General features: G+C 47.9%; 10 protein-coding genes. 8 read left to right on the forward strand and 2 right to left on the reverse strand.

What is annotated here, in order from left to right; all coding sequences use genetic code 11:
- The first annotated feature begins 6 nt into the window (after positions 1-6).
- From ABXS88_RS08525 to uvrA, 5 genes are all read left to right on the forward strand, one after another.
- A complete protein-coding gene (locus ABXS88_RS08525; RefSeq protein ID WP_353674748.1) occupies positions 7-2,076 on the forward strand; it encodes a M3 family metallopeptidase in 2,070 nt (689 codons plus the stop codon).
- 179 nt (positions 2,077-2,255) lie between these two features.
- Positions 2,256-2,621, forward strand: coding sequence for a DUF1622 domain-containing protein (locus ABXS88_RS08530; RefSeq protein WP_353674749.1), 366 nt, complete (start codon positions 2,256-2,258; stop codon positions 2,619-2,621).
- A 134-nt stretch (positions 2,622-2,755) separates the two neighbouring features.
- Entirely contained in the window at positions 2,756-3,001 is a 246-nt protein-coding gene (locus ABXS88_RS08535) for a hypothetical protein (RefSeq protein ID WP_353674750.1), read from the forward strand.
- A gap of 70 nt (positions 3,002-3,071) precedes the next feature.
- Complete coding sequence (gene accC, locus ABXS88_RS08540; RefSeq protein ID WP_353674751.1) at positions 3,072-4,427, forward strand: acetyl-CoA carboxylase biotin carboxylase subunit; 1,356 nt, start codon at positions 3,072-3,074, stop codon at positions 4,425-4,427.
- A gap of 96 nt (positions 4,428-4,523) precedes the next feature.
- Positions 4,524-7,451, forward strand: a complete 2,928-nt coding sequence (gene uvrA / locus ABXS88_RS08545; RefSeq protein ID WP_353674752.1) for an excinuclease ABC subunit UvrA — start codon at positions 4,524-4,526, stop codon at positions 7,449-7,451.
- Positions 7,452-7,524: 73 nt separating this feature from the next.
- Here the strand turns inward: uvrA and ABXS88_RS08550 are convergent, their stop codons facing one another.
- Together ABXS88_RS08550 and ABXS88_RS08555 are read right to left on the reverse strand one after the other, a co-directional pair.
- A complete protein-coding gene (locus ABXS88_RS08550; RefSeq protein ID WP_353674753.1) occupies positions 7,525-15,639 on the reverse strand; it encodes an ExeM/NucH family extracellular endonuclease in 8,115 nt (2,704 codons plus the stop codon).
- A 636-nt stretch (positions 15,640-16,275) separates the two neighbouring features.
- Positions 16,276-16,626 (reverse strand): transposase, encoded by a 351-nt coding sequence (locus ABXS88_RS08555; RefSeq protein WP_353674754.1) that lies wholly within the window; start codon positions 16,624-16,626, stop codon positions 16,276-16,278.
- A gap of 707 nt (positions 16,627-17,333) precedes the next feature.
- Here ABXS88_RS08555 and ABXS88_RS08560 point away from each other — a divergent pair.
- From ABXS88_RS08560 to ABXS88_RS08570, 3 genes are all read left to right on the forward strand, one after another.
- A complete protein-coding gene (locus ABXS88_RS08560; protein WP_353674755.1) occupies positions 17,334-18,419 on the forward strand; it encodes a TIGR03032 family protein in 1,086 nt (361 codons plus the stop codon).
- A gap of 34 nt (positions 18,420-18,453) precedes the next feature.
- A complete protein-coding gene (locus ABXS88_RS08565; protein WP_353674756.1) occupies positions 18,454-19,557 on the forward strand; it encodes a TIGR03032 family protein in 1,104 nt (367 codons plus the stop codon).
- Between the two features lie 245 nt (positions 19,558-19,802).
- Positions 19,803-21,407 carry a hypothetical protein gene (locus ABXS88_RS08570; protein ID WP_353674757.1) on the forward strand — a complete coding sequence of 535 codons (1,605 nt, stop codon included), beginning with the start codon at positions 19,803-19,805 and terminating at the stop codon, positions 21,405-21,407.
- The last annotated feature ends 75 nt before the right edge of the window (positions 21,408-21,482 follow it).

Genomic DNA, 21,482 nt, shown 5'->3' on the forward strand with positions numbered 1-21,482 from the left:
TAACCTATGACCTCTCCTCTCCTCCGTGGCCAGGGACTCCCACCTTTTTCCGAGATTTCGATCGATACCATTGTGCCGGCCATGACGGAACTGCTGCAAAGTCTAGAGCAAGACCTGAGCCAACTGGAAGCTCAGCTCACCCCAACTTGGTCAGGGCTGGTGGAACCCCTGACGGCCCTGGAGGAGCGCCTCACCTGGAGTTGGGGCATTATTGGGCATCTGATGGGGGTTCAAAATAGCCCGGAACTGCGCCAGGCCTACGAGGCAATTCAGCCCCAAGTCATTCAGTTTTCTAACCGTTTGGGCCAGAGCCAGGCCCTGTACCAAGGCTTTAAGGCCCTGCGGCAGAGTCCTGACTGGTCAACCCTAGAACCCGCCCAGCAGCGCATTGTCGAAAGTAATCTGCGGGAAGCCGAACTCGCTGGGGTTGGTTTAAGCGGCGAAAAACGAGAACGCTTCAACGCAATTCAACTGGAATTGGGAGAATTATCTACCCAATTTTCCAATCATCTCCTGGATGCCACCAAGGCCTTTAGCCTCACCCTGACAACCCCGGAAGAAGTAGCGGGCTTACCCCCCAGTTTGTTGGCCTTTGCGGCCCAAACCGCCCGTAGCCAGGGCCAAGAGACGGCAACGCCTGAAGCCGGGCCTTGGGTGATTACGCTGGATTACCCCAGCTATTTACCCTTTATGAAGTACAGTGAGCGGCGTGACCTGCGAGAACAGCTTTATCGGGCCTTTGTCCGTCGCGCTTCCGAGGGAGAGTGGGATAATCAACCCCTGATCGAAAAAATCCTGGCCCTGCGCCTAGAGCAAGCCCAACTCCTCGGGTACTCGACCTATGCCGAACTCAGTCTATCCCGCAAAATGGCTCCTAGTGTGGAAGCGGTGGAAACCCTCCTAGAAGAACTGCGCCAGGCCAGCTACGATGCGGCGCAACAAGAACTAGACCAACTCAAGGCCTTTGCAAACCTGGAAGATCTCAAACACTGGGATGTGGCTTTCTGGTCGGAACGTCAGCGGGAAGCCCTCTTTGACCTTAATAGTGAGGCCCTGCGGCCCTATTTTCCCTTACCCCAAGTATTAACCGGCCTATTTCAACTGGCCGAACGACTTTTTGACGTGACGATTACCGCCGCCGATGGTCAGGCCCCTGTTTGGCACACGGATGTGCGCTATTTCCAGGTCAGTAATTCCCAACAAGAACCCCTTGCCTACTTCTACCTCGACCCCTACAGTCGGCCCGCGGAAAAACGGGGCGGGGCCTGGATGGATATTTGTATCAATCGGGCCAAGCTCCAAAAAGAGGGCCAGCCGATGCTACGCTTACCCGTTGCCTACCTCGTCTGCAACCAAACGCCGCCCGTGGATGACCAGCCCAGTCTGATGACCTTCGATGAAGTGACCACCCTCTTCCATGAGTTTGGCCATGGCATTCACCACATGCTGACCCAGGTGGACTATACTGGCGCGGCAGGGATTAATAATGTGGAATGGGATGCGGTGGAGTTGCCCAGTCAGTTTATGGAAAATTGGTGCTATGACCAGGCGACCCTCCTGGGCATGGCACAGCATTGGCAGACGGGGAAACCTTTGCCCGAAACAGAATACCAGAAACTCTTAGCGGCCCGGAACTATATGACGGGCTCGGCCATGCTCCGCCAGATTCATCTGAGTTTATTAGATCTCGAACTACACCATCGTTACCGGCCCGATGGCTCGGAAACCATCCGCGAGATGCGTGACCGCCTGGCGAAAACCACCCTGATTCTGGCCCCACTACCCGAGGATGCCTTCCTTTGTTCCTTTGGCCATATCTTTGCGGGAGGATACGCGGCCGGCTACTACAGTTACAAATGGGCGGAAGTGCTGAGTGCTGATGCCTTTGCCGCCTTTGAAGAGGCAGGTTTAGAGGATGAGTCCGCCGTCCAGACCGTTGGCCAACGCTTCCGGGATACGGTCTTGGCCCTGGGAGGTAGTTTGCACCCGCTGGAGATTTTCCGTCGTTTCCGGGGCCGCGAACCTCAAACGGAGGCCCTCCTGCGGCACAATGGCCTGCTGCCCCAAGCGGTCTAGGTCATAGTACTGGTCTCCAAAAGAAGAATAGGCCCCTGAAGTTCTCGCCAGAAATAGGCTGTCAAGGGAAAGGGAACTAAATTTTCCAAATCTTTTCCAGTCAGCCTTTTGGGACGATATCCATCCGTAAAAGACCAGTACTAGCAACAGCAAAGACCTTACCGTTATAGAGGCCATTTATGGAATTCATCGAACTAGCAGAGCAATTACTCCATCAAGTGGCCCTTGTTGCTAAGGTGATTTTAGAATTTCTAGCCGTTCTGATTACGTTAATCGCCTCTATCAATGCCCTTAAACTATTGTTAACGGCCAATCGTAAAATCTCTAAGGCCAAATTGACGGCGGATCTGCGTTTAGATCTAGCCCGTTCCTTAGCGCTGTCGTTGGAATTTCTTCTCGGAGCAGATATTGTCGGCACAGCAGTTTCCCCTGATTGGAATGCCCTGGGGCAATTAGCAGCAGTCGCTGTCATTCGTACTTTTTTAAATTACTTTTTGGCAAAGGAAGTCAAAGAATTACAGACGGAACATTTGCCAGAATCGTAATAGCGATCAAGAGGCTAGGTGATAGGCTGCTCCTGTTGTCTCACCCACAGGGCCTTATTGAGCGATCCCCCAGGGCCCGTAAGCGATGACGTCCCAGAGGCCCTAGACTAGGAAAGGTTTTACTCACGCTTGCCATGGATGCCTTTAGCCCCCTTCCCCCCGACTGGATCCAGTCAGCGACCCACGCCTATCGCTTCTGCTGTCCCCGTTGCCAGGCCTCGGCCAAGCAGGCCCAACAGGCCTGGATTAACCGCCGTTCCCCAGTAATTACGGAAGAGTATCGCCGCAAATGGCAAGAATTTTATCAGTGTGAATGTGGTCAAAGCTGGTGGGCCTGGAGTAGCGACCGCCCCGCTCCACCCGAGCCCTGCCAGGAATAACCGTTGTTCAACAAAACCGGATATTCTACATAGAGAACTCTTTGATCATTCTTTAACGTTCGTGGAGCCAATGCAATTTAATAAAATCCTAATTGCCAATCGGGGAGAAATCGCCCTACGCATCCTACACAGTTGCGAAGAACTCGGCATCTCTACCGTGGCAGTTCACTCCACTATCGACCGCCAGGCCCTGCATGTCCAACTGGCCGATGAAAGTGTCTGCATTGGCCCACCGCCTAGTGGCAAAAGCTACCTCAACATTCCCAACATTATCGCGGCGGCCCTGACCCGCAATGCCACCGCTATTCACCCCGGTTACGGATTTTTAGCAGAAAATGCCCGCTTTGCTGAAATTTGCGCTGACCACCAGTTGACCTTTATTGGCCCTTCCCCCGAAGCCATTCGGGCCATGGGAGATAAATCCACCGCCAAAAAAACCATGCAACGGGCTGGCGTTCCCACCATTCCCGGTAGTCCGGGCCTGATCGATAGTGAAGGAGAGGCCCTACGCATTGCCGCCGAGATTGGCTATCCCGTGATCATTAAGGCCACAGCGGGGGGCGGCGGCCGGGGGATGCGTTTGGTGCGTCAAGAAAGTGAGTTTTTGCGACTGTTCCAAGCGGCCCAGGGAGAAGCCGAAGCGGCCTTTGGGAATCCGGGGGTTTATCTCGAAAAATTTATTGAAAAACCCCGCCATATTGAGTTTCAAATCCTCGCAGACAGCTACGGCAACGTCGTCCACCTGGGAGAACGGGATTGTTCGATCCAGCGTCGTCACCAAAAACTGCTAGAAGAGGCCCCGAGCCCCTTCCTCACGCCCCAACTCCGCAAAAAAATGGGAGAGGCGGCGATTAAGGCGGCCAAATCAATTAAGTATGTCGGGGCCGGTACTGTTGAATTCCTGGTGGATGCCTCCGGGGCCTTCTACTTTATGGAGATGAATACCCGCATTCAAGTGGAACATCCCGTCACAGAAATGATCACCGGGCTAGATTTAATTAGCGAGCAAATCCGCATTGCCCAGGGGGACAAACTACGCTTCAACCAGTCCCAAATACATTTTTCTGGTCATGCCATCGAATGCCGCATTAATGCTGAAGACCCCGATCAAAACTTCCGGCCTCATCCCGGCAAGATCAGTGGTTATCTGCCCCCTGGCGGCCCTGGGGTTCGTATCGACTCCCACGTTTATACCGACTACGAAATTCCACCTTACTATGATTCGCTGATCGGCAAACTGATTGTTTGGGGTAGTGACCGAGAAATGGCTATTAAAAGGATGCAACGGGCCTTAAGGGAATGTGCCATTACGGGTATTCCCACCACCATTAATTTTCATCAACGGATTTTACAAACCCCAGCCTTTCTTAAAGGGGATGTTTATACTAATTTCATTGAAGAACATTTAATGAATAACCCCAAATAGGCCCCATGATTGGTTAGTTTTGGTGTTCTGAACCGCAAGCTGGTACCCGCAAGGTTAAAATTGTTAAGAAACATGAAGTATCCTTCTTAACAAGCCATGGCCGAGCACCAGAGTATTCGCATCCGGGGCGCCCGACAGCACAATCTCAAGAATGTGAATCTCGATTTGCCGCGTGACCGCTTGATCGTCTTCACGGGGGTATCGGGGTCAGGCAAGTCCTCTCTGGCCTTTGATACAATTTTTGCGGAAGGCCAACGGCGCTACGTGGAATCCCTGAGTGCCTACGCCCGTCAGTTTCTCGGCCAACTGGATAAGCCGGATGTGGATGCCATTGAAGGGTTAAGTCCGGCCATTTCCATCGACCAAAAATCCACCTCCCATAATCCCCGCTCCACCGTCGGCACCGTCACGGAGATCTACGACTATCTCCGCCTGCTTTTTGGCCGGGCTGGAATACCCCACTGTCCCCATTGCCAGCGCAGTATTGCTCCCCAGACCATCGATGAAATGTGCGACCGGATTATGGCCCTGCCGGAACGGACGAAATTTCAGATCCTGGCCCCAGTGGTACGGGGTAAAAAGGGTACCCATCAGCAGTTACTGTCGGCTCTGGCCGCCCAAGGTTTTGTGCGGGTGCGTATCAACGGGCAAGTGCGGGAATTGTCGGACAATATCGAACTGAAAAAAAAACAGAGCCATCATATCGAGGTGGTGATTGACCGTCTGATCCGCAAAGCAGGCCTGGAGGAACGTCTGGCCGATTCTTTAAGTACCTGTCTCAAACAAGCCGAAGGTACGGCCATTATCGAAATTCTGGACACCCCGACGGAGAACAAGGCCCCGACCCCTCTGCAAGACACTAGCCCTTTAGCGGCAGAGGCCAGACAGGTTTATCAGCTTCATGCCCCTAAAGAGTTAGTCTTTTCCGAAAATTTTGCCTGTCCTGAGCACGGGGCCGTGATGGAGGAACTGTCTCCCCGTCTGTTTTCCTTTAATTCCCCCTACGGGGCCTGTCCCGACTGCCATGGCCTGGGGTCGCTACGCACCTTTTCCGAGGAACTGATCGTTCCCGACCCCAGTAAACCCCTCTACGCCGCCATTGCCCCTTGGTCAGATAAAGACAACGCCTATTACCTCTCCCTGCTCTACAGCGTCGGCCAGGCCTTTGACTTTGAACTGCAAACCCCTTGGCAGGGCCTGACTTCCGACCAGCGTCAGGTATTGCTCCACGGCACGGAGGAACAAATTTGGATAGAGGAGGAATCCCGCTTTCGCCAAGGCAAAGGCTACTACCGCAAATTTCCAGGGATTTTGGCCCTTCTGGATCGGGCCTACGAAGAAACCAACTCGGAAACGGTTAAACAAAAGCTAGAAACCTATCTGGTCAATCAACCCTGTGAAACCTGTCAGGGCCAACGCCTCAAACCCGAGGCCCTGGCTGTCAAACTGGGTCAGTACAATATCTGTGACCTGACCAGTGTTCCCATTCGGGACGGCCTCCAGCGCATCGAGCAATTAGACTTAACACCGCGTCAACGCTTGATTGGGGAACTGGCCCTGCGGGAAATTAAGGCCCGCTTGCAATTTCTCCTGGATGTGGGCCTGGATTACCTCACCCTCGACCGGGCGGCCATGACTCTTTCCGGCGGCGAGGCCCAACGCATTCGTCTGGCAACCCAGATCGGTGCTGGGTTAACAGGGGTGCTCTACGTGCTGGATGAACCGAGCATTGGCCTGCATCAACGGGATAACGAGCGACTCCTCAATACCCTGCATAAACTGCGGGATTTGGGTAATACCTTGATTGTGGTGGAACATGATGAAGATACGATTCGCCAGGCCGACCATATTGTCGATATTGGCCCCAAAGCCGGGGTGCATGGTGGTGAAATCGTCTGTCAAGGCGGCCTACAAACTCTGCTGGAACATCCCAAATCCCTGACGGGGGCCTATCTTTCAGGGCGGGCGGTGATTGCGACTCCGGTGGAGCGTCGTCCGGGTAATGGCCTAAGCCTCAAGCTTCAGGATTGTCACCTAAATAATCTGCGTCACATTGACGTGGAAATTCCCTTGGGCAAACTGGTCTGTGTGACGGGGGTTTCGGGGTCAGGTAAATCCACCCTGGTGAATGAATTGCTCTATCTGGCCCTGCAACACCATCTTTCCCGCCAAGTCCCTCTTCCTAAGGGCCTGGGGGCCATAGAGGGCCTAACAGCCATTGATAAAGTGATCGTGATTGATCAATCCCCCATTGGCCGGACTCCCCGCTCCAATCCCGCCACCTATACCGGCGTCTTTGACCCGATTCGAGAGGTCTTTAGCCAGACGGTCGAGGCCAAGGCCCGGGGCTATAAACCCGGCCAGTTTTCTTTTAACGTCAAAGGTGGTCGTTGTGAGGCCTGCGGGGGCCAGGGGGTGAACGTGATCGAGATGAATTTTCTACCCGATGTCTATGTCCAGTGCGATGTCTGCAAAGGAGCCCGCTATAACCGGGAAACCCTACAAGTGAAATACAAGGGCCATTCTATTGCCGAAGTTTTGGAACTGACGGCTGAAGAGGCCCTGGTCATTTTTGAAAATATTCCTCGGGCCGTAAATCGCCTACAAACGCTGGTCGATGTAGGCCTGGGCTATGTGAAATTGGGCCAACCGGCCACCACCCTTTCTGGGGGAGAAGCCCAACGGGTGAAACTAGCTACCGAATTATCCCGGCGGGCGACAGGAAAAACCCTCTACCTGATTGATGAACCCACCACTGGCTTATCCTTCTACGACGTGCATCAGTTACTGAATGTGCTACAGCGCCTGGTGGATAAGGGCAACTCCATCCTGGTGATCGAGCATAACCTAGACGTGATCCGCTGTAGTGACTGGATTGTCGACCTTGGCCCTGAGGGGGGCGACCGAGGCGGCCAGATAATTGCAGAAGGAACACCAGAGGCCGTGGCCCAGCATCCCAGTTCCTACACCGGGCATTTTCTGGCTCAGGTGTTATCGCCAATTCCCGTAAAAGTAGAACCCTAGTTTGCATAATATTCAAGGATTTTGTGGCTTAGAGTCGGGGATATGTGGAATGAGGGTTAGCGAACTCTCTTTACTACAGAAAACTAAAGATGCCCCCGGTTAAGGCCTTGCTGGCCCCGACATCTGCTGAAGTAAAACCAGTAGTTCCTGTCAGTGTCATCAGCAAGTTATTGGCCTGGTCTCGCAACTCCGTATTACTTCCCACTGTCTGCACATTGATGTTGGCTATGCCACTGAAAATTATCTGGTCATTGGCCCGATTAAACTGGAACACGGTATCCATTCCATCCCCTGGGTTGTAATACACTTTATCCCTTGCACTATCATTACCGAGGTAAACCATATCGTTGCCCAGGCCACCAGTTAACTCATCGGCCCCGAGTCCACCATCGATTAGGTCATCTCCTCCTAGACCCAAGATGCGGTCTGCGCCACTCCCTCCCTTGAGGGTCTGACTCAGATTACTGCCGGTCAGATTGAGATTGCCAGTAAAGCCACTGGCATCCACATTCTCAAAACCCTTAACAGAGGATTGACTCCAAGGAACGGGGAAAAAGAGGAAAGGAATAGGCAGCCCAATAAAGTTAGGTTGAACTAGTACCTGGGAAGCATTGCTAAGGTTAATTTCTAGGGGAGTGGTACTACCCAGGCCATTCAAGACGAGAGTATCGTTGCCAGCGCCGCCATTGATGCTGTCTCGTTGGCGTAAGTTATCGAGAGTGGTGGTGACAAAGTCATTCCCAGGGCCGGTGTTGATGGAGTCTCGATTGGGAGTCGTAACTTTTTCAGCGGCATCTAGTACTTTAATACTAAATTCCTCTTCGTAACTGAGGCCGCCTTGATCTGTCGTTTTGACCCGGATACTGTAACTTGATTTTGTTTCAAAGTCAGGCGAATTATTAATTTTGAGTTGATTACCATCAATCGTGAAGGCTGAGTTATCAGTGTCTCCTAGGCCTGTAACCAAGCTGTAGGTAAAGGTGTTGCCGGTATCCGGGTCAGTGGTACTGAAGTTGCCGATGATGGTATTGGCAGGGACATTTTCATTAATGTTTCCATTGCTTAGGTCAATATCTGTCGGGGCATGATTTAAAACATTAAGCGTCACTACTTCACTGCGGAATTTTTGCTGATTGGTGGCCGGTAAATCCTTAGAAATAGTGCCATTGTTGTACCAAATCGTATCACCATTATCTACCAACAATTGCACGCTAGGTGTACTGGCTAACGAGGCAGGGACTTCAACAATGGATTCAAAACTACCACCACTGATCAGGGCGGTTAAATCGACACCGCGATCTACCGGCGACTCATTGACGTTGCCACTCCAGCTATAGATACGAAAATCATTGCCTGCCCCCGCAGTTCCGGCCACAATCAAATAACTGCCGTCGTTACTGCGCTCGATACTCCGAATTCCCCGGCCGCCTAAATCTAGGAAAATAGGAGAACCAAAGGTCGCTGAACCAGTTGTGCCTCCATTGGCAGAAGCCGCAATAGTGGTGAAGTTGGTAACAGGAACAATCAAGGCCTGAGTGCGGTTGCTAGTGGGTTCAATGGGAGCACGGAAGCCGAGATAGGCTATGGTACCACTTACAAACGTTAGACCTTCGATATTGAAGCCGTTGCTTTGTTCCGGGATAACTCCATTGGCGGCGCTGGCCGCTAGACCAAGGAAACCAGACCCTAGGCCATGGCCATTATTGTTATCCCAAGCAATTAAATCATCTTCAAGGAAGGAATAATAACCATTAAAGGTGAGGGCCGTGTTTACACCAGTACTAGAGAGCGTTGTAGAGAAAATGCGTTCACGATTGGGACGGTCATCACCACTACTGTTATTACTATGGGAACCCATCCAATAAATGGTATTACCGTTACGAGTAGAAGCTTCAATATCCACTTCACTGCTACCACTAAGACCAAGAGAACTGGTGAAATCAAACCCTTTCAAAGGTAGGCCAGAATCGTTGCGGTCGTAGAGACGAATGGTTTGGTCTTCATCATCGGCCACCAACATATAGTCGGCGTCAATGGCAAGGGCCGTCGAAGCATCACTAGCGCCGGTGTGGAAACGGGTTGTACTGGGGTTAACCGAGGCCGCTGAGGCCCCATAATTAATGGTGTAAGTAGTAGAATTCAGGCCATCGCTAACGGTGACGGTAATATCAGTCAAGCCGACGTCCGTGGGCGTGATTTTCAGATTGCGATCACCATTACTTCCCGTTAGATTCAAGTTGGCATCAAGAACAACACTTTGGTTACTACTGGTGGCTGTAACCGTTAAGTTGCCTAGGGGCGTATCGCTATCGGCTAAGTCAAAGTCAAGGCCAATTGTGCGAGCTGGATCGGTTGGATCGTTGACTACACCACTGATAGCCAGAGGACTAGTAGGTGCGACTAAAACACCACCGTCCAGGAAGTTAGTTGTCGTTGCAATATTGAGGCTAATGGTGGGAATGGCACCGGCACTGGTGGTAAAGTTCCAGGTTGTTTTGTCGGCAATGCCGCTGAAGCTATCAACATTAGCAACATCTTTAATGGCCGTGCTAGCAATTTGCACGTAATAACCAGTAACAAGTTCTAGATCGCTAGTCGGGTTAATCGTCAGTCGGCTATTGGAAATAGTGGTGTCGGGATTTGTGGCCAAACTAACGAGGGGACTAGTCGCAATATCAAAGGTTTCCACCACTGAGTCATCCGATGTGCGATAAATCGTGATACTCCCCGTCCCCTTCTGTACCTGTTCAGTAAAGTCGATCACAAGATTGTTAGCAGGGGCAAAGCCAGTCCCATTATCATCAGGAGTGAGGTTGTAGATAGCAGGCTGGCCAAAGGTAGAAACCCCCGGACTACCTAAAGCCGCTGTTGTTGCGGTGTTACTACGGGATTTTTCTGCATCGCCTGTAGTCGAAAGTGTCCACTGACTCGCATTATTGGCCCCTAACGCGGTTAGGCTCGGCCAAGCACTGGCGTTTTGAGTCCGCGGCCCCTGAACGTTACCTGACCCCTGATCGTTATAAGTCAGACGATCAACTAGGTTCCCACTAGCATCATAGAGATTAATTTCATCATTACGGCCTAGGTTTTGAGTTAAACCGCCAATGATTTTCGCCTCACTGGGGAGATTCCAGGCGGTGCGGAAAGCGGTGGCATTGGCCTCGGTTAGGATGACGGATTCACCGGGTAGGACAATCCCAAAGGCGCTTAGATTAAAACTACCCGATGCGCGAGAGCTATCATCAAAACTCCAGCCGGTGAAATCAACAGCTGTACTTCCTTCATTGGTGAATTCTACAAACTCTCCAGGCTGGCCATCGTACATATACTCCGTAATATAAATTGAGGGCCTGAGATCTAGACCAATGATTACTGGGTCATGGTCTGACGTACGAAAGGGATCAACATTGTAGAAACTGTCGATTTGTCCAGCAGTTTTGAACTCTGTGTTATAGTCCAGAACGATTGGCTCATCCGCATTGATATGCCATTTAGCGGCTCCTGTGACTTGACTATTCAAGCTGTTACTGGCAAGGGCATGATCTAATGACCCCCACTGGCCATCAAACTGATAGGAGTAAGATGCAGAATCAAACAGGCTTGTATAGCCAGCATTAATCAAGGTCGTAATGGGATCTTCCAAGCGGTAGGAGTTGAGATCCCCCATGATTAGATAATCTGAGTCTGTTGTTCCTGTCGGCTTAGTTGCCAACCAAGTCGCCAACTCTTGCGCAGCCTGGGTGCGAGTAGCGTTAGACAGGCCTTGACCATCGCCTTGATCAGCGTCACTTGGCAGGTTTGCAGCTGAACCCTTGGATTTGAAGTGATTAATAACAGAGGTGAAGGTTTCATTGGTAGGAGTTCCATTTGCCAAACGTTCAAAGGTAACGGCTAAAGCCGGACGCTGAACTCGATTGGCTGAATCTTGCGCAAAAATGCCCGTTGTCAGAGCTGCAACACTAGTGCCTGGAGCAACCCGAACGGCATTGGTTTTGTAAATGAAGCCAACGGTAATTTCGTCACCACCAAAAGCATCACTAACACCATTAGCTGTCATGAGTGCCGAAGCAGGAGGCGTAACAAAGGCGTAAGTACCAGGAGCGGTGGCGGCATTCAGAGCATTTACTAATTGCTGGACTGCACTGTTTGTACCATAGCCATCGTTCTCCATTTCGTTGTAGCCAAAGACATCCGCATTTGCACCCAGAACTGCTTGAACTGTCTTGTCAATTTGGCGCTTGAACTCAATGGCTGTGTCTGCCCCGCGAGAAGTGGGGAAGCCGCCATCTACCAAGCCATCACTATTGGCGTCAATGCCATTGCCATTGAAAAAATTGAGCAGGTTGGCGCTGGCAACTCGGAGGGTGCCACCCACGCTTGGAGGTGTCGCTGGTCGAGGATTGGAATCGGTAAAGATGAGGTTGCTGAGATCGGTGGGGGTGGGGCGCACACGGTAGGCATTGGGACTGGCGGCGTTGCCGCCCCAGGTATAGGTCAGCACGCCTGCTAGGTTGGATACAGTGGTACCGCCGCGTAGGGTGTTACTGGCGCTCAGTCCACTGGGGATCGGGAAGATGACTGGATCAGGGTTTTGGTTTTGCAGTGAGTCATCGATCAAAATACGGTTGAGGTTATTGGCCACCTGCAAGGTATTGGCTGTAGCGCCGGGTGATGCAACCTGGGTGGGCTGGAAAAGGCGATCGCCCGACGACACCTCAAACGTCCCAAAACGACCTAGCGGGAAGTTATTCGTGACGATGAGGTTCTGTGGAAACGTCACGCGCATGCCCTCGAAACGTTCAAGGTAGTCGGTTGTTGCGAAAGGCAGGCTGACGGATGCTGCAGTAGGCAAAAGGTTGCCGCTGCTGACGATGGTGACAGTGGTGGTGGTGACTTGAGTTTGCCCTTGGAACTCTGCAACCGTTCCTGTTAGCTGTACTTTGTCACCGATCGCCACAGAGTTGTTGTTGTTATTGAATACAAAAATGCCCTCAGATGTAGCCGGATCGGCGTCAGCATCAGCATCTTCTTCTTGAACGTAGAAGCCGCGCAGGGCTGGCGAAGCCCCCTCGAAGTCACCCACCACAATGCCTTCAATGGTGACAGTTGCATTGGCAAGAGGACTGCTAGAGCTACTACCCTGAATGTCGTGGATTTTGGTGATGGGGGTTACAGCAACATCCCCAGAAACAGAATTGGAGGTGCCATTGATCGGCACATTGGGGGTGTTCTGGTCTTCATAGGTGGCGTTGGCATTGTTACTGAGGGTCAGAGTCTCTGAAGGTTCATTAACTTTGCGCTGGAAGATCAATGTTCCTAAAGCCCCTGGCGCAACTATTCCCGTCAGAGTGTTTATGTATTTAGTTACATCACTATTGGCTGTCGTACCATTTTGTTCGCCCCCCAAAAGATTGGTTGCAGGGTCGCCACTAAAATATTGAATAACTCCCGCTCCCTGGGCCGAACCTAGAACGTGACTGGTATCAATGACACCATTACTATCACTATTTCTTGCCCAATTATTGGGAAGCGTCGTACCATCTTCGGTAATGACGACATTGCCAGCATTCAAAATGACATTACCACTTCCAGACTGAACCTCAGAAACGTTTTTGTATTGAACAACATACTCAATGATATTGCCAGGGGCCGATTGTTTTGGTGTCGTCGAGAGCGTACCATCTGTGCCTTGAACGGCGGGCCCAGTTCCCTGCAAAATCCGTGATTGCTTTACCTGTTGTAGGAAGCCGGTGTATACACGATTAATTGTGCTGTTGTTTACCGAATCATCCGCAATTCCATTACTGTTGCTATCAACAAAAGCAGTAATAGGAACGGGGAAACCTCGTTCGATGCCCACATCCGTAGAAAGCGATGTTCCAGCCGGCAGATCCACCGTCACCCCATAATTTGCTGTTCCATTGACAGCGATGCTATCAATTCGTACTGGGTTACTACCACTAACGGGATTCCCGCCCACAACACCGGTTCCACCAGTAAAAACAAATTGACTACCGTTATAGTTGTAAGTAGCAGAGGTAGCGACATAGGATACAGTAACTATCGTACCGGTAGGTAGACTAGACAGACTACTAGGAATGCTAGGTAACAGAGAAATATTCGTGACTGCACCACCAGTATTTTGAACAGTATTGGTGAATGTAACCTCGTTCGGATTAAAGGTTGAGCCAGGGACTAAACCAGCGGGAACATTGGATGATTTGTTAGTAAAATCATCATTATTGTTTGTCGGCCCAACGGCATTGGGAGAACCATTGGGACCATTGAGAATACCAGCCGTAAAATCATCATTTTGAATGGTGCCTTGGCCTTGGCCATCTACGACATTAGCGCCAATAACATTCGTGACATTGACAAAGAATGTTTCGTTCGACTCAATCGTCGTGTCACCGTTTACGAGTACGGAAAAGGAATAAGTGCTTGAGCCGGCTGGAATGGTTTGGCTTGTGAGGGACCTAGCTATATAGTCGCTACCAGAATTTGCTGTGTTATCAGAAGTTGCAATGTCAAATGTTACTCCACCAGGCCCTGCAGGAGCGCTCAAGGATACGGTAAAGGTGTAGGTGGTTGTATCAGCATTTCCTTCACTGAGAGATACATCATTGATAGATAGGTTTATCGTGGGATTCGGTGGCGCAACTGGCGCAAAGGCAACCCCTCGGAAAGCGGTATTATTTGCTGCTGTTGCGATCGTGGTAGCAGTGCCCGAAGCCGTTGCATTGTAGCCGGTACTATCAACAAACTTGTATAAAGAACCGCCACCAGTCGCGCCAGAACCTCCCGTTGTACCGTAGAGGGTTACTGTAGTACCACTCACACTTCCCGTTAAGCCGCGCACCGCCGTGGCAGTAATTATGCCGTTAGCAGCCCAGCTACCTGCTACTAGAGCGTACTTCTGAATTTGGTTTGCCGTGTCATCGGCAACGTAAAGGGTATCTAAGCCAGGAGCTCCGTCTAGATCGGCAAAGAAAAAGCCGTAGGGGCTGCCAGTATTAGTAGGAAATCCGGGCAGGTTTGTGATTGTTTGTCCGGAGGTTGTAGGAGTTCCAGTTCCCACTGTTCCTAACCGAACCGTAGAACCAGAACTAGTGGAAATATAAAGTTGACCACCCAAAATATTGGCGGCGCGGATATTAGTAACAGTTGTACTTAGTTGAGTCGATGTTGTGCTTCCAAGAGTCGTATAACGTACCCCTCCAGCACCTCCTGCAACCCATAAATCAGTTCCGTTTGTACTGGCAACACTTCTAGGATTATTTCCAGAGGCAAAATCAGTTAAAGCCGTTGAAGTATCAATATTTCCACTAGCATCAACTCGCGCAACAACCCGTGAAACTGATGTACCCAACGTACCAGAGAGAGATGAACCTCCAGTTGTTGTCCCATAACCAGTTAGAAGAAGGTATTTCCCATCTACAGATAGGGTCAGTAAACCCTCAGAAGTAGCTGTACCACTGGCAATTAGAGGTTGCATAGTACCGCTAGTGGTAGTTGGTAAGGCAATTGACTGAACTAATGCGCCGGCGGGAGTGTATTCGTCGAGGAATACTTCATTTCCTGTATTGACTAGAGAACCAGATCCAGTACCTACTCGATAAATTACTAAATTTCCAGCGGTAAAGGCAGCAGTTTCAACGGTGAGTTTTTGATCGGCAATGGTAATAGTTTGCCAATCGTTTTCAGACTTGATTGCCGCTAACTGCTCGTCACGTAAGATGTTACCGCGCACTAATTCCGAAAAAAGTTGCCCCTCATCGCCAGGGGTATCACTAGTATTAATTTGAGCATCAATCGAGTGACCAATTTCTTCTAACAGAACATTAGCGAGGGTGGCGGATTGCCCTTGATCAATTACCCATTGTGCTAAGTAAATACGATTGATTTCACTGGAATAAGCACCCAAAATTACGCCTGTGCCACCGCTCCAAATTTCGATCGCGGGAGCTTGACTAAAATCACCACTTGCCCATTGGGTACGAATCGATTCTGCAACTACTCCATCAAAATGACTACCGAAGGCTTCTGTAAGAATACTATAGTATCTCTCTTCTTCCTGAGCCAACTCTTGCAGTAACGTTTTTAGTTCAATGACGGCGGTTTTTACAAGAGCCACCTCTGCCGGTAGGAGGTTAATCAGGGATGTAGGCAAAAGCAGTTCAGTATTCATGGCAAGAGAGAGCAAAGGCGATTAAATAAAGATTAGGGTGTGTAAAACGACTACTATTCAAGTAGCTTAAATCACCCCGATCAGATTAAGACTTTTGCATTAAGTAAACGTAAACAAAAGCTTAAAACTTCTTCTCATCTCTTAACTTGACGCCCTGGGCCATTATTAAAACCGGACAGGGCCAGGAAACATTCAACCCCGATGGAATCTTTGAAATACCATCTCCACAACGACCCCATGACTTAGCGCTGAATTCAATCACGCCAATTAGCAGTCCACCCCAACTACACCCAATAATTCCTTGAACATCACCTATCGCAACTACAGATGGACGCATCACTGACTTTATTGGCTTATCAAGTAATATTCTTATGTCGTTATATAAAAAAAAGAGTAGCTACTAATTTCAATATTTTTTTGGTTGTTAAACTGAGTAACAGTCATTACTCTAATTCTCAATACAAACTTAATTCATACTTCTAGATATTTGAGAATGTTATTTCTAGCCAGAAATATTAAATATTGACATAAAGCTTAACATTTAAAAAACCAAGGTCTGGGGTAGAAAGTCATACCTCAAATGAACAAAGGAGCGATACGGTTCAAGGACAGGTTGTAGCTATCGAAACTTATCAATCAATTTCTCTCATATATTTTAGATATTTCTAGAAGTTTTAAAATGAGATAAGAAATGAGTAATACTATAATTTTTATCATCACTCTGTTATGATTGTTGTTAATTAGTTCGTCTAGCTTAAGATAGGATTTTAAGAATTTCCATGATAATTCTATTTTCCATCGAAAACGATAGGCTTTAGCAATTTCGACATTAGTCATTGTCTTAACATTCGTAGCTAAATAATACTCGCTCTTATTTTCCAAATTACAAAAATAAGCTACCCTAAAACGGTTATGGTAAAATTGATTTTTTATGTCGTTTTTAACCCGGATAATAAATAGATTTTTTAAACTCAGATATTTGCTCAATAAAGTACTAATTTACAAAGCCTCTATTCGTTATTGCTAACATGTTACCAGGGATAAAGATACTGGCTTGTTCTGGGAATTTAGCGTCATTAGCTTGACCAAAATTAATCAAGAAATCCACAGTGTTATTACTTGCAAAATTAATACTAGTTAATTGCTTTGCTTGGTAGTGCTTCTTTGTCTAGAGTAGTTTAATAATCAGAGCCATGACGGTTATTATTCAATTTATAAAATAAATATCTCATGCTTGTTAAAGAACGACCTAAGACAAATGTAAGCCATATTTCAAAAAGTAGCCTGAAATTCAAAACTGAATGATCTGCGCTGGGTAATAAACCAAGAATAGGCTTGATTATTTTTCTCAGAGAGTCTATTATAGCAAATAATATTTAATTTTTTGAGGGGAACGATTTGTCTATTCTATCCCTCTTTTCTTGTTCGTTTACCTATTTTTAAACACTTCCAGCCTTAAGATAATTTGCTTATTTTCTAGGATTATGATAAAAACAATAGAGACAATGCTAGTGGTAGTAGTGTGGATTTTTTGCAACGTAACATTCAATAACTTTGTCGGATCTTTATGCTATCCAACATCAGTCAAAAATTTTCAAAATCACCAATCTTGACTGCTAGACAAAGGAGCTAACTAAACTTTAATAGAATTCCTGTGCTTATAACCAATAGTTATTTTCGGAAATAATTTAAGTATGTTGATTCCTGAACAATCATTGCCACAAGAATTAGAGATTCCTGATCAAACTCAATTTGAAGTTAAAGCTTCACGAAATTTAGTACAATGGCTCAGGGAACAGAAAGTAAGTTTAGCTTTTACAACACCTCCATTAAAACTATTTTTAATTGGCGTTAAAACTGATAATCGTCTCTCTATTTTTGAGCGCACATTTAATCGTTGTCTCGGAATTGCTACAACTCAAAACTCTCTATACTTAAGCACTCGGTACGAAATTTGGAAACTTGAAAATGTTTTGCCTCAGGGGCAAATCATGAATGATGGTTATGATAAACAGTATGTGCCCCGTATCGTTTATAGGACTGGCTTCCTTGGTATCCATGATGTTGCGGTGGACAACAGCGGACGAGTAATCTTTGTTAATACTCGATTTGGTTGCCTAGCTACGCTGAGTGAACGCTACAGCTTTATTCCCCTCTGGCATCCACCTTTTTTATCTGGTATTCGCCCTGGAGATCGTTGTCATTTAAATGGTTTAGCAATGAAAGACGGGAGTCCTGCTTATGTTACAAGTGTTAGTCAAACAGATGAGTTTGACGGATGGCGGCAACATCGTGCCAATGGAGGGTGTATTGTGGATGTTAAAACTAATGATGTTATTGTTACAGGGTTATCCATGCCCCATTCTCCTCGTTGGTATCAAGATCGCCTATGGCTAACGAATTCTGGAACGGGAGAATTTGGTTACGTTAACTTTGCCACGGGCCGTTTTGAACCGATTGTTTTTGCTCCTGGATTTTTACGAGGATTATGTTTTGTCGGTGATTATGCAGTAGTTGGCTCATCTAAACCACGCCACGGCGATATTTACTCTGGCTTAGCCTTAGATGATGCGTTAAAAAAGCATGGAGAAGCTCCTCGCTTAGGTTTTTTCATCATTAATTTACGAACAGGTGAGATTGAAAACTGGCTTCTTCTGGAAGGAAATCTACGGGAACTTTATGATGTTGTTGCTCTTCCATTAGTTCGCCAGCCTATGGCATTAGGGTTGATTTCAGAGGAAATTCAAAATCAAATTTGGTTTAATCCTTTCCCTAGCTAATTAATACGAATTCACTATATCGATAGATAAATAAATGAACGACTTGATGTTACCAGTTTCAGGTTCTCAATTAGAGAACTCTCAATTCTTAGAGCTAACTAACTATCAAATTTCAGTGACGCCTTATTTTACTCAATGGTTGGCAGAGCAACAAGTAAGTCTTGCTTTAACTAATACACTAGGTCATAGTCTGTTTTTAATTGGTTTGAAACCAAATGGAGAACTTGCTGTTTGTGAATGTAAGTTTGATCGGTGCATGGGACTTACTGTCGTTAATAGTAATACTTTGTATATGGTGACCCGCTTTCAAATCTGGCGTTTAGAAAATGCGCTCTCTGCCGGTCAAATTGCTGAAACGGGGGCGGATCGCATATATCTTCCCCAGATGGCCTACACTACAGGGGTTTTAAACATCCATGATATTGCTGTGGATGCAGAAGGCTCAGTTGTCTTTGTCGCAACTCGTTTTAACTGTTTAGCCAAAGCCAGTACAACCAAAAACTTTGAGCCTCTTTGGTGTCCACCTTTTATTTCTCATATAATGGCCCCCGATCATTGTCATCTTAATGGATTGGCTCTACACAATGGTAAGCTAGCTTATGCCTCTAGTTTTAGTCAAACTAATACCCATGAAGGTTGGCGTCAATGCCAGCGCCACGGTGGAACTATCACAGATATCGCTACTAATGAAATTGTCGTGAGCGGCTTATCCATGCCCCATTCCCCTCGAGTTTATCAAGGGCAATTATGGGTAGCGCAATCAGGAACCGGTGAATTTGGGAAAGTGGATATTAAATCTGGAAAATTTGAGCCTATTGTTTTCGGCGCTGGTTTTCTGCGGGGATTAGCTTTTTGGGGCAATTTTGCGATTGTAGGTTCATCCAAGCCACGCCACAGTGATTTTTTTAATGATCTTGTCTTGGGGGAAAGACTCGCTGCTCAATCCCTAGAACCCTTACGGGGTCTTCATATCATCGACCTCAAAGCCGGAGAAATTATTCATTCTCTCAGTTTAGAAGGAGTTCAGGGGGAAATTTACGACGTAGTTGTTTTACCGGGGGTACGCCGCCCTGTTGCTATCAGTAATCCTGATGATATTCAAAAGTATATAACAGTGGGTTTTTCTCAGTCTTTATAGTAAAACCATAGGCTTGACAATATAGTTAATTGTTGTTGGGTGATTTTGCTCCATTGTAGTGCTCTATCCAATTTGATAAAAATGAAATAGTTGGTACTCCAATTAGGGGAATAGTGATAATGTACACTAGACAGCTAGTGTTTGCTGGAATAGAGGTCTGTCGATAATGCCTTGAAAGTTTTGGCAAGTCCCAGGCTGTGCCAGTACACTGGTTCCTGGTCGCATACAATACAAAGTACAAGCTTATGTTTGGTAAATTTAAATCTGAGTCTTACTCGATTAATCAGTCCGATATTGCTGGAGACGGCTTTTCTATTCAAGGCACAGGCTCTATTGCACTTGTGGACGGTAGTGGATTCAAGTGGTTTGCAAATACGAACATTACCTTTGCTACGACCTCTTCTGCTAGTGCCGCAGTTTCGGAAGCTAGCTTTACCCACGCAGTGAATGCTACGACGGTGAACGGTGGTAATGTCGCAACGACTCTTAACGATGGTTTTGATGGCTACAATTCCCTTTTGGTCAATGGTACGCCTAATACTGAGGCAAACTACAATCAACTCGGTTCTTCCCCGACCACTGAAGATAATGGACGTGAGCTAGTTTTTCCTGTTAAAGTGCTGGGCGATATCCAGGTCTCACGGAAATTATATGTGCCAACCGATGATTCCTTTGCTCGTTGGTTAAACATTGTGACCAATACCGGCACAACAACCCAGACAGTTACCTTGGATATTCAAAATAATCTAGGTTCTGACTCTAATACACAGATTGTAAGCAGTAGTGATGGAGATACCGTAGGAGAATTAAGTGATACGTGGGTTACCACCTTTCAAAACTATAGTGGTACTACTTCTTCTGATCCTCGCTTAGGGCATGTTCTTCAGGGCCCAAATGCGCCAACTCCCCTGGCTCGTATTTCCTTTGTGAACGGAGATGATAATCCTACTTGGGGTTATACGCTTACCCTTGCGCCTGGTGAAACGCAAATTATTATGAACTTTGCCACTGGTCAACCCTCCAAAGCAGAGGCGGCGGCGAAGGCAGAAGAATTAGCAAATCTATCACCAAATGCCATCGAGGGTTTAAGTGCACAGGAACTGTCCCAAATTGTTAACTTTCAAGTGAACCCCGTTACGGTTACGACTCCCAATCGAGACTCCATCAACACCGGCCCTGGGAATGACTTTGTCACCACCACTCTCGATAACTTGCGCCAACGAGATAGTATCAATGGCGGTGCTGGCAACGACACTCTTGTCTTGAATGGCCCAGGTGATTCCACTCCCTTGAAAATTAACCTCAGCAATGCTTCCCAAGTGCTGGTTCAACCTAACTTTATTGGACTGCCAATTCCCTTCCTCTTTTTCCCTGTTCCTTGGAGTCAATCCTCTGTTAAGGGTTTTGAGAATGTGGATGCCAGTGGTTTTACTGGCAATCTCAATCTGACGGGTAGTAATCTAAGTCAGACCCTTAAGGGAGGGAGTGGCGCAGACCGCATCTTTGGCTTAGGAGGAGATGACCTCATTGATGGTGGCCTCGGGGCCGATGAGTTAACTGGGGGCCTGGGCAATGATATGGTTTACCTTGGCAATGATAGTGCCAGGGATAAAGTGTATTACAGTGCTGGGGATGGAATGGATACGGTGTTCCAGTTCAATCGAGCCAATGACCAGATAATCTTCAGTGGAATTGCCAACATCAATGTGCAGACAGTGGGAAGTAATACGGAGTTCCGAAACCAGGCTAATAGCCAATTGCTGATGACGCTGACGGGCACCACCGGCTTTACCTCAGGTGATGTCGGGGCCAGCAAGGCCTTAACTGGGGGCATCTTTAGTTTTCTTTAGAGCAGGGTGAAAGGGATGGCCTATTAGGTCTTAATTAAGGCCATCCCCCTCAGCGACGAATTGCTGTGATAGAGC

The sequence above is a fragment of the Synechocystis sp. LKSZ1 genome, assembly GCF_040436315.1.
Classification (GTDB): Bacteria; Cyanobacteriota; Cyanobacteriia; order Cyanobacteriales; family Microcystaceae; genus Synechocystis.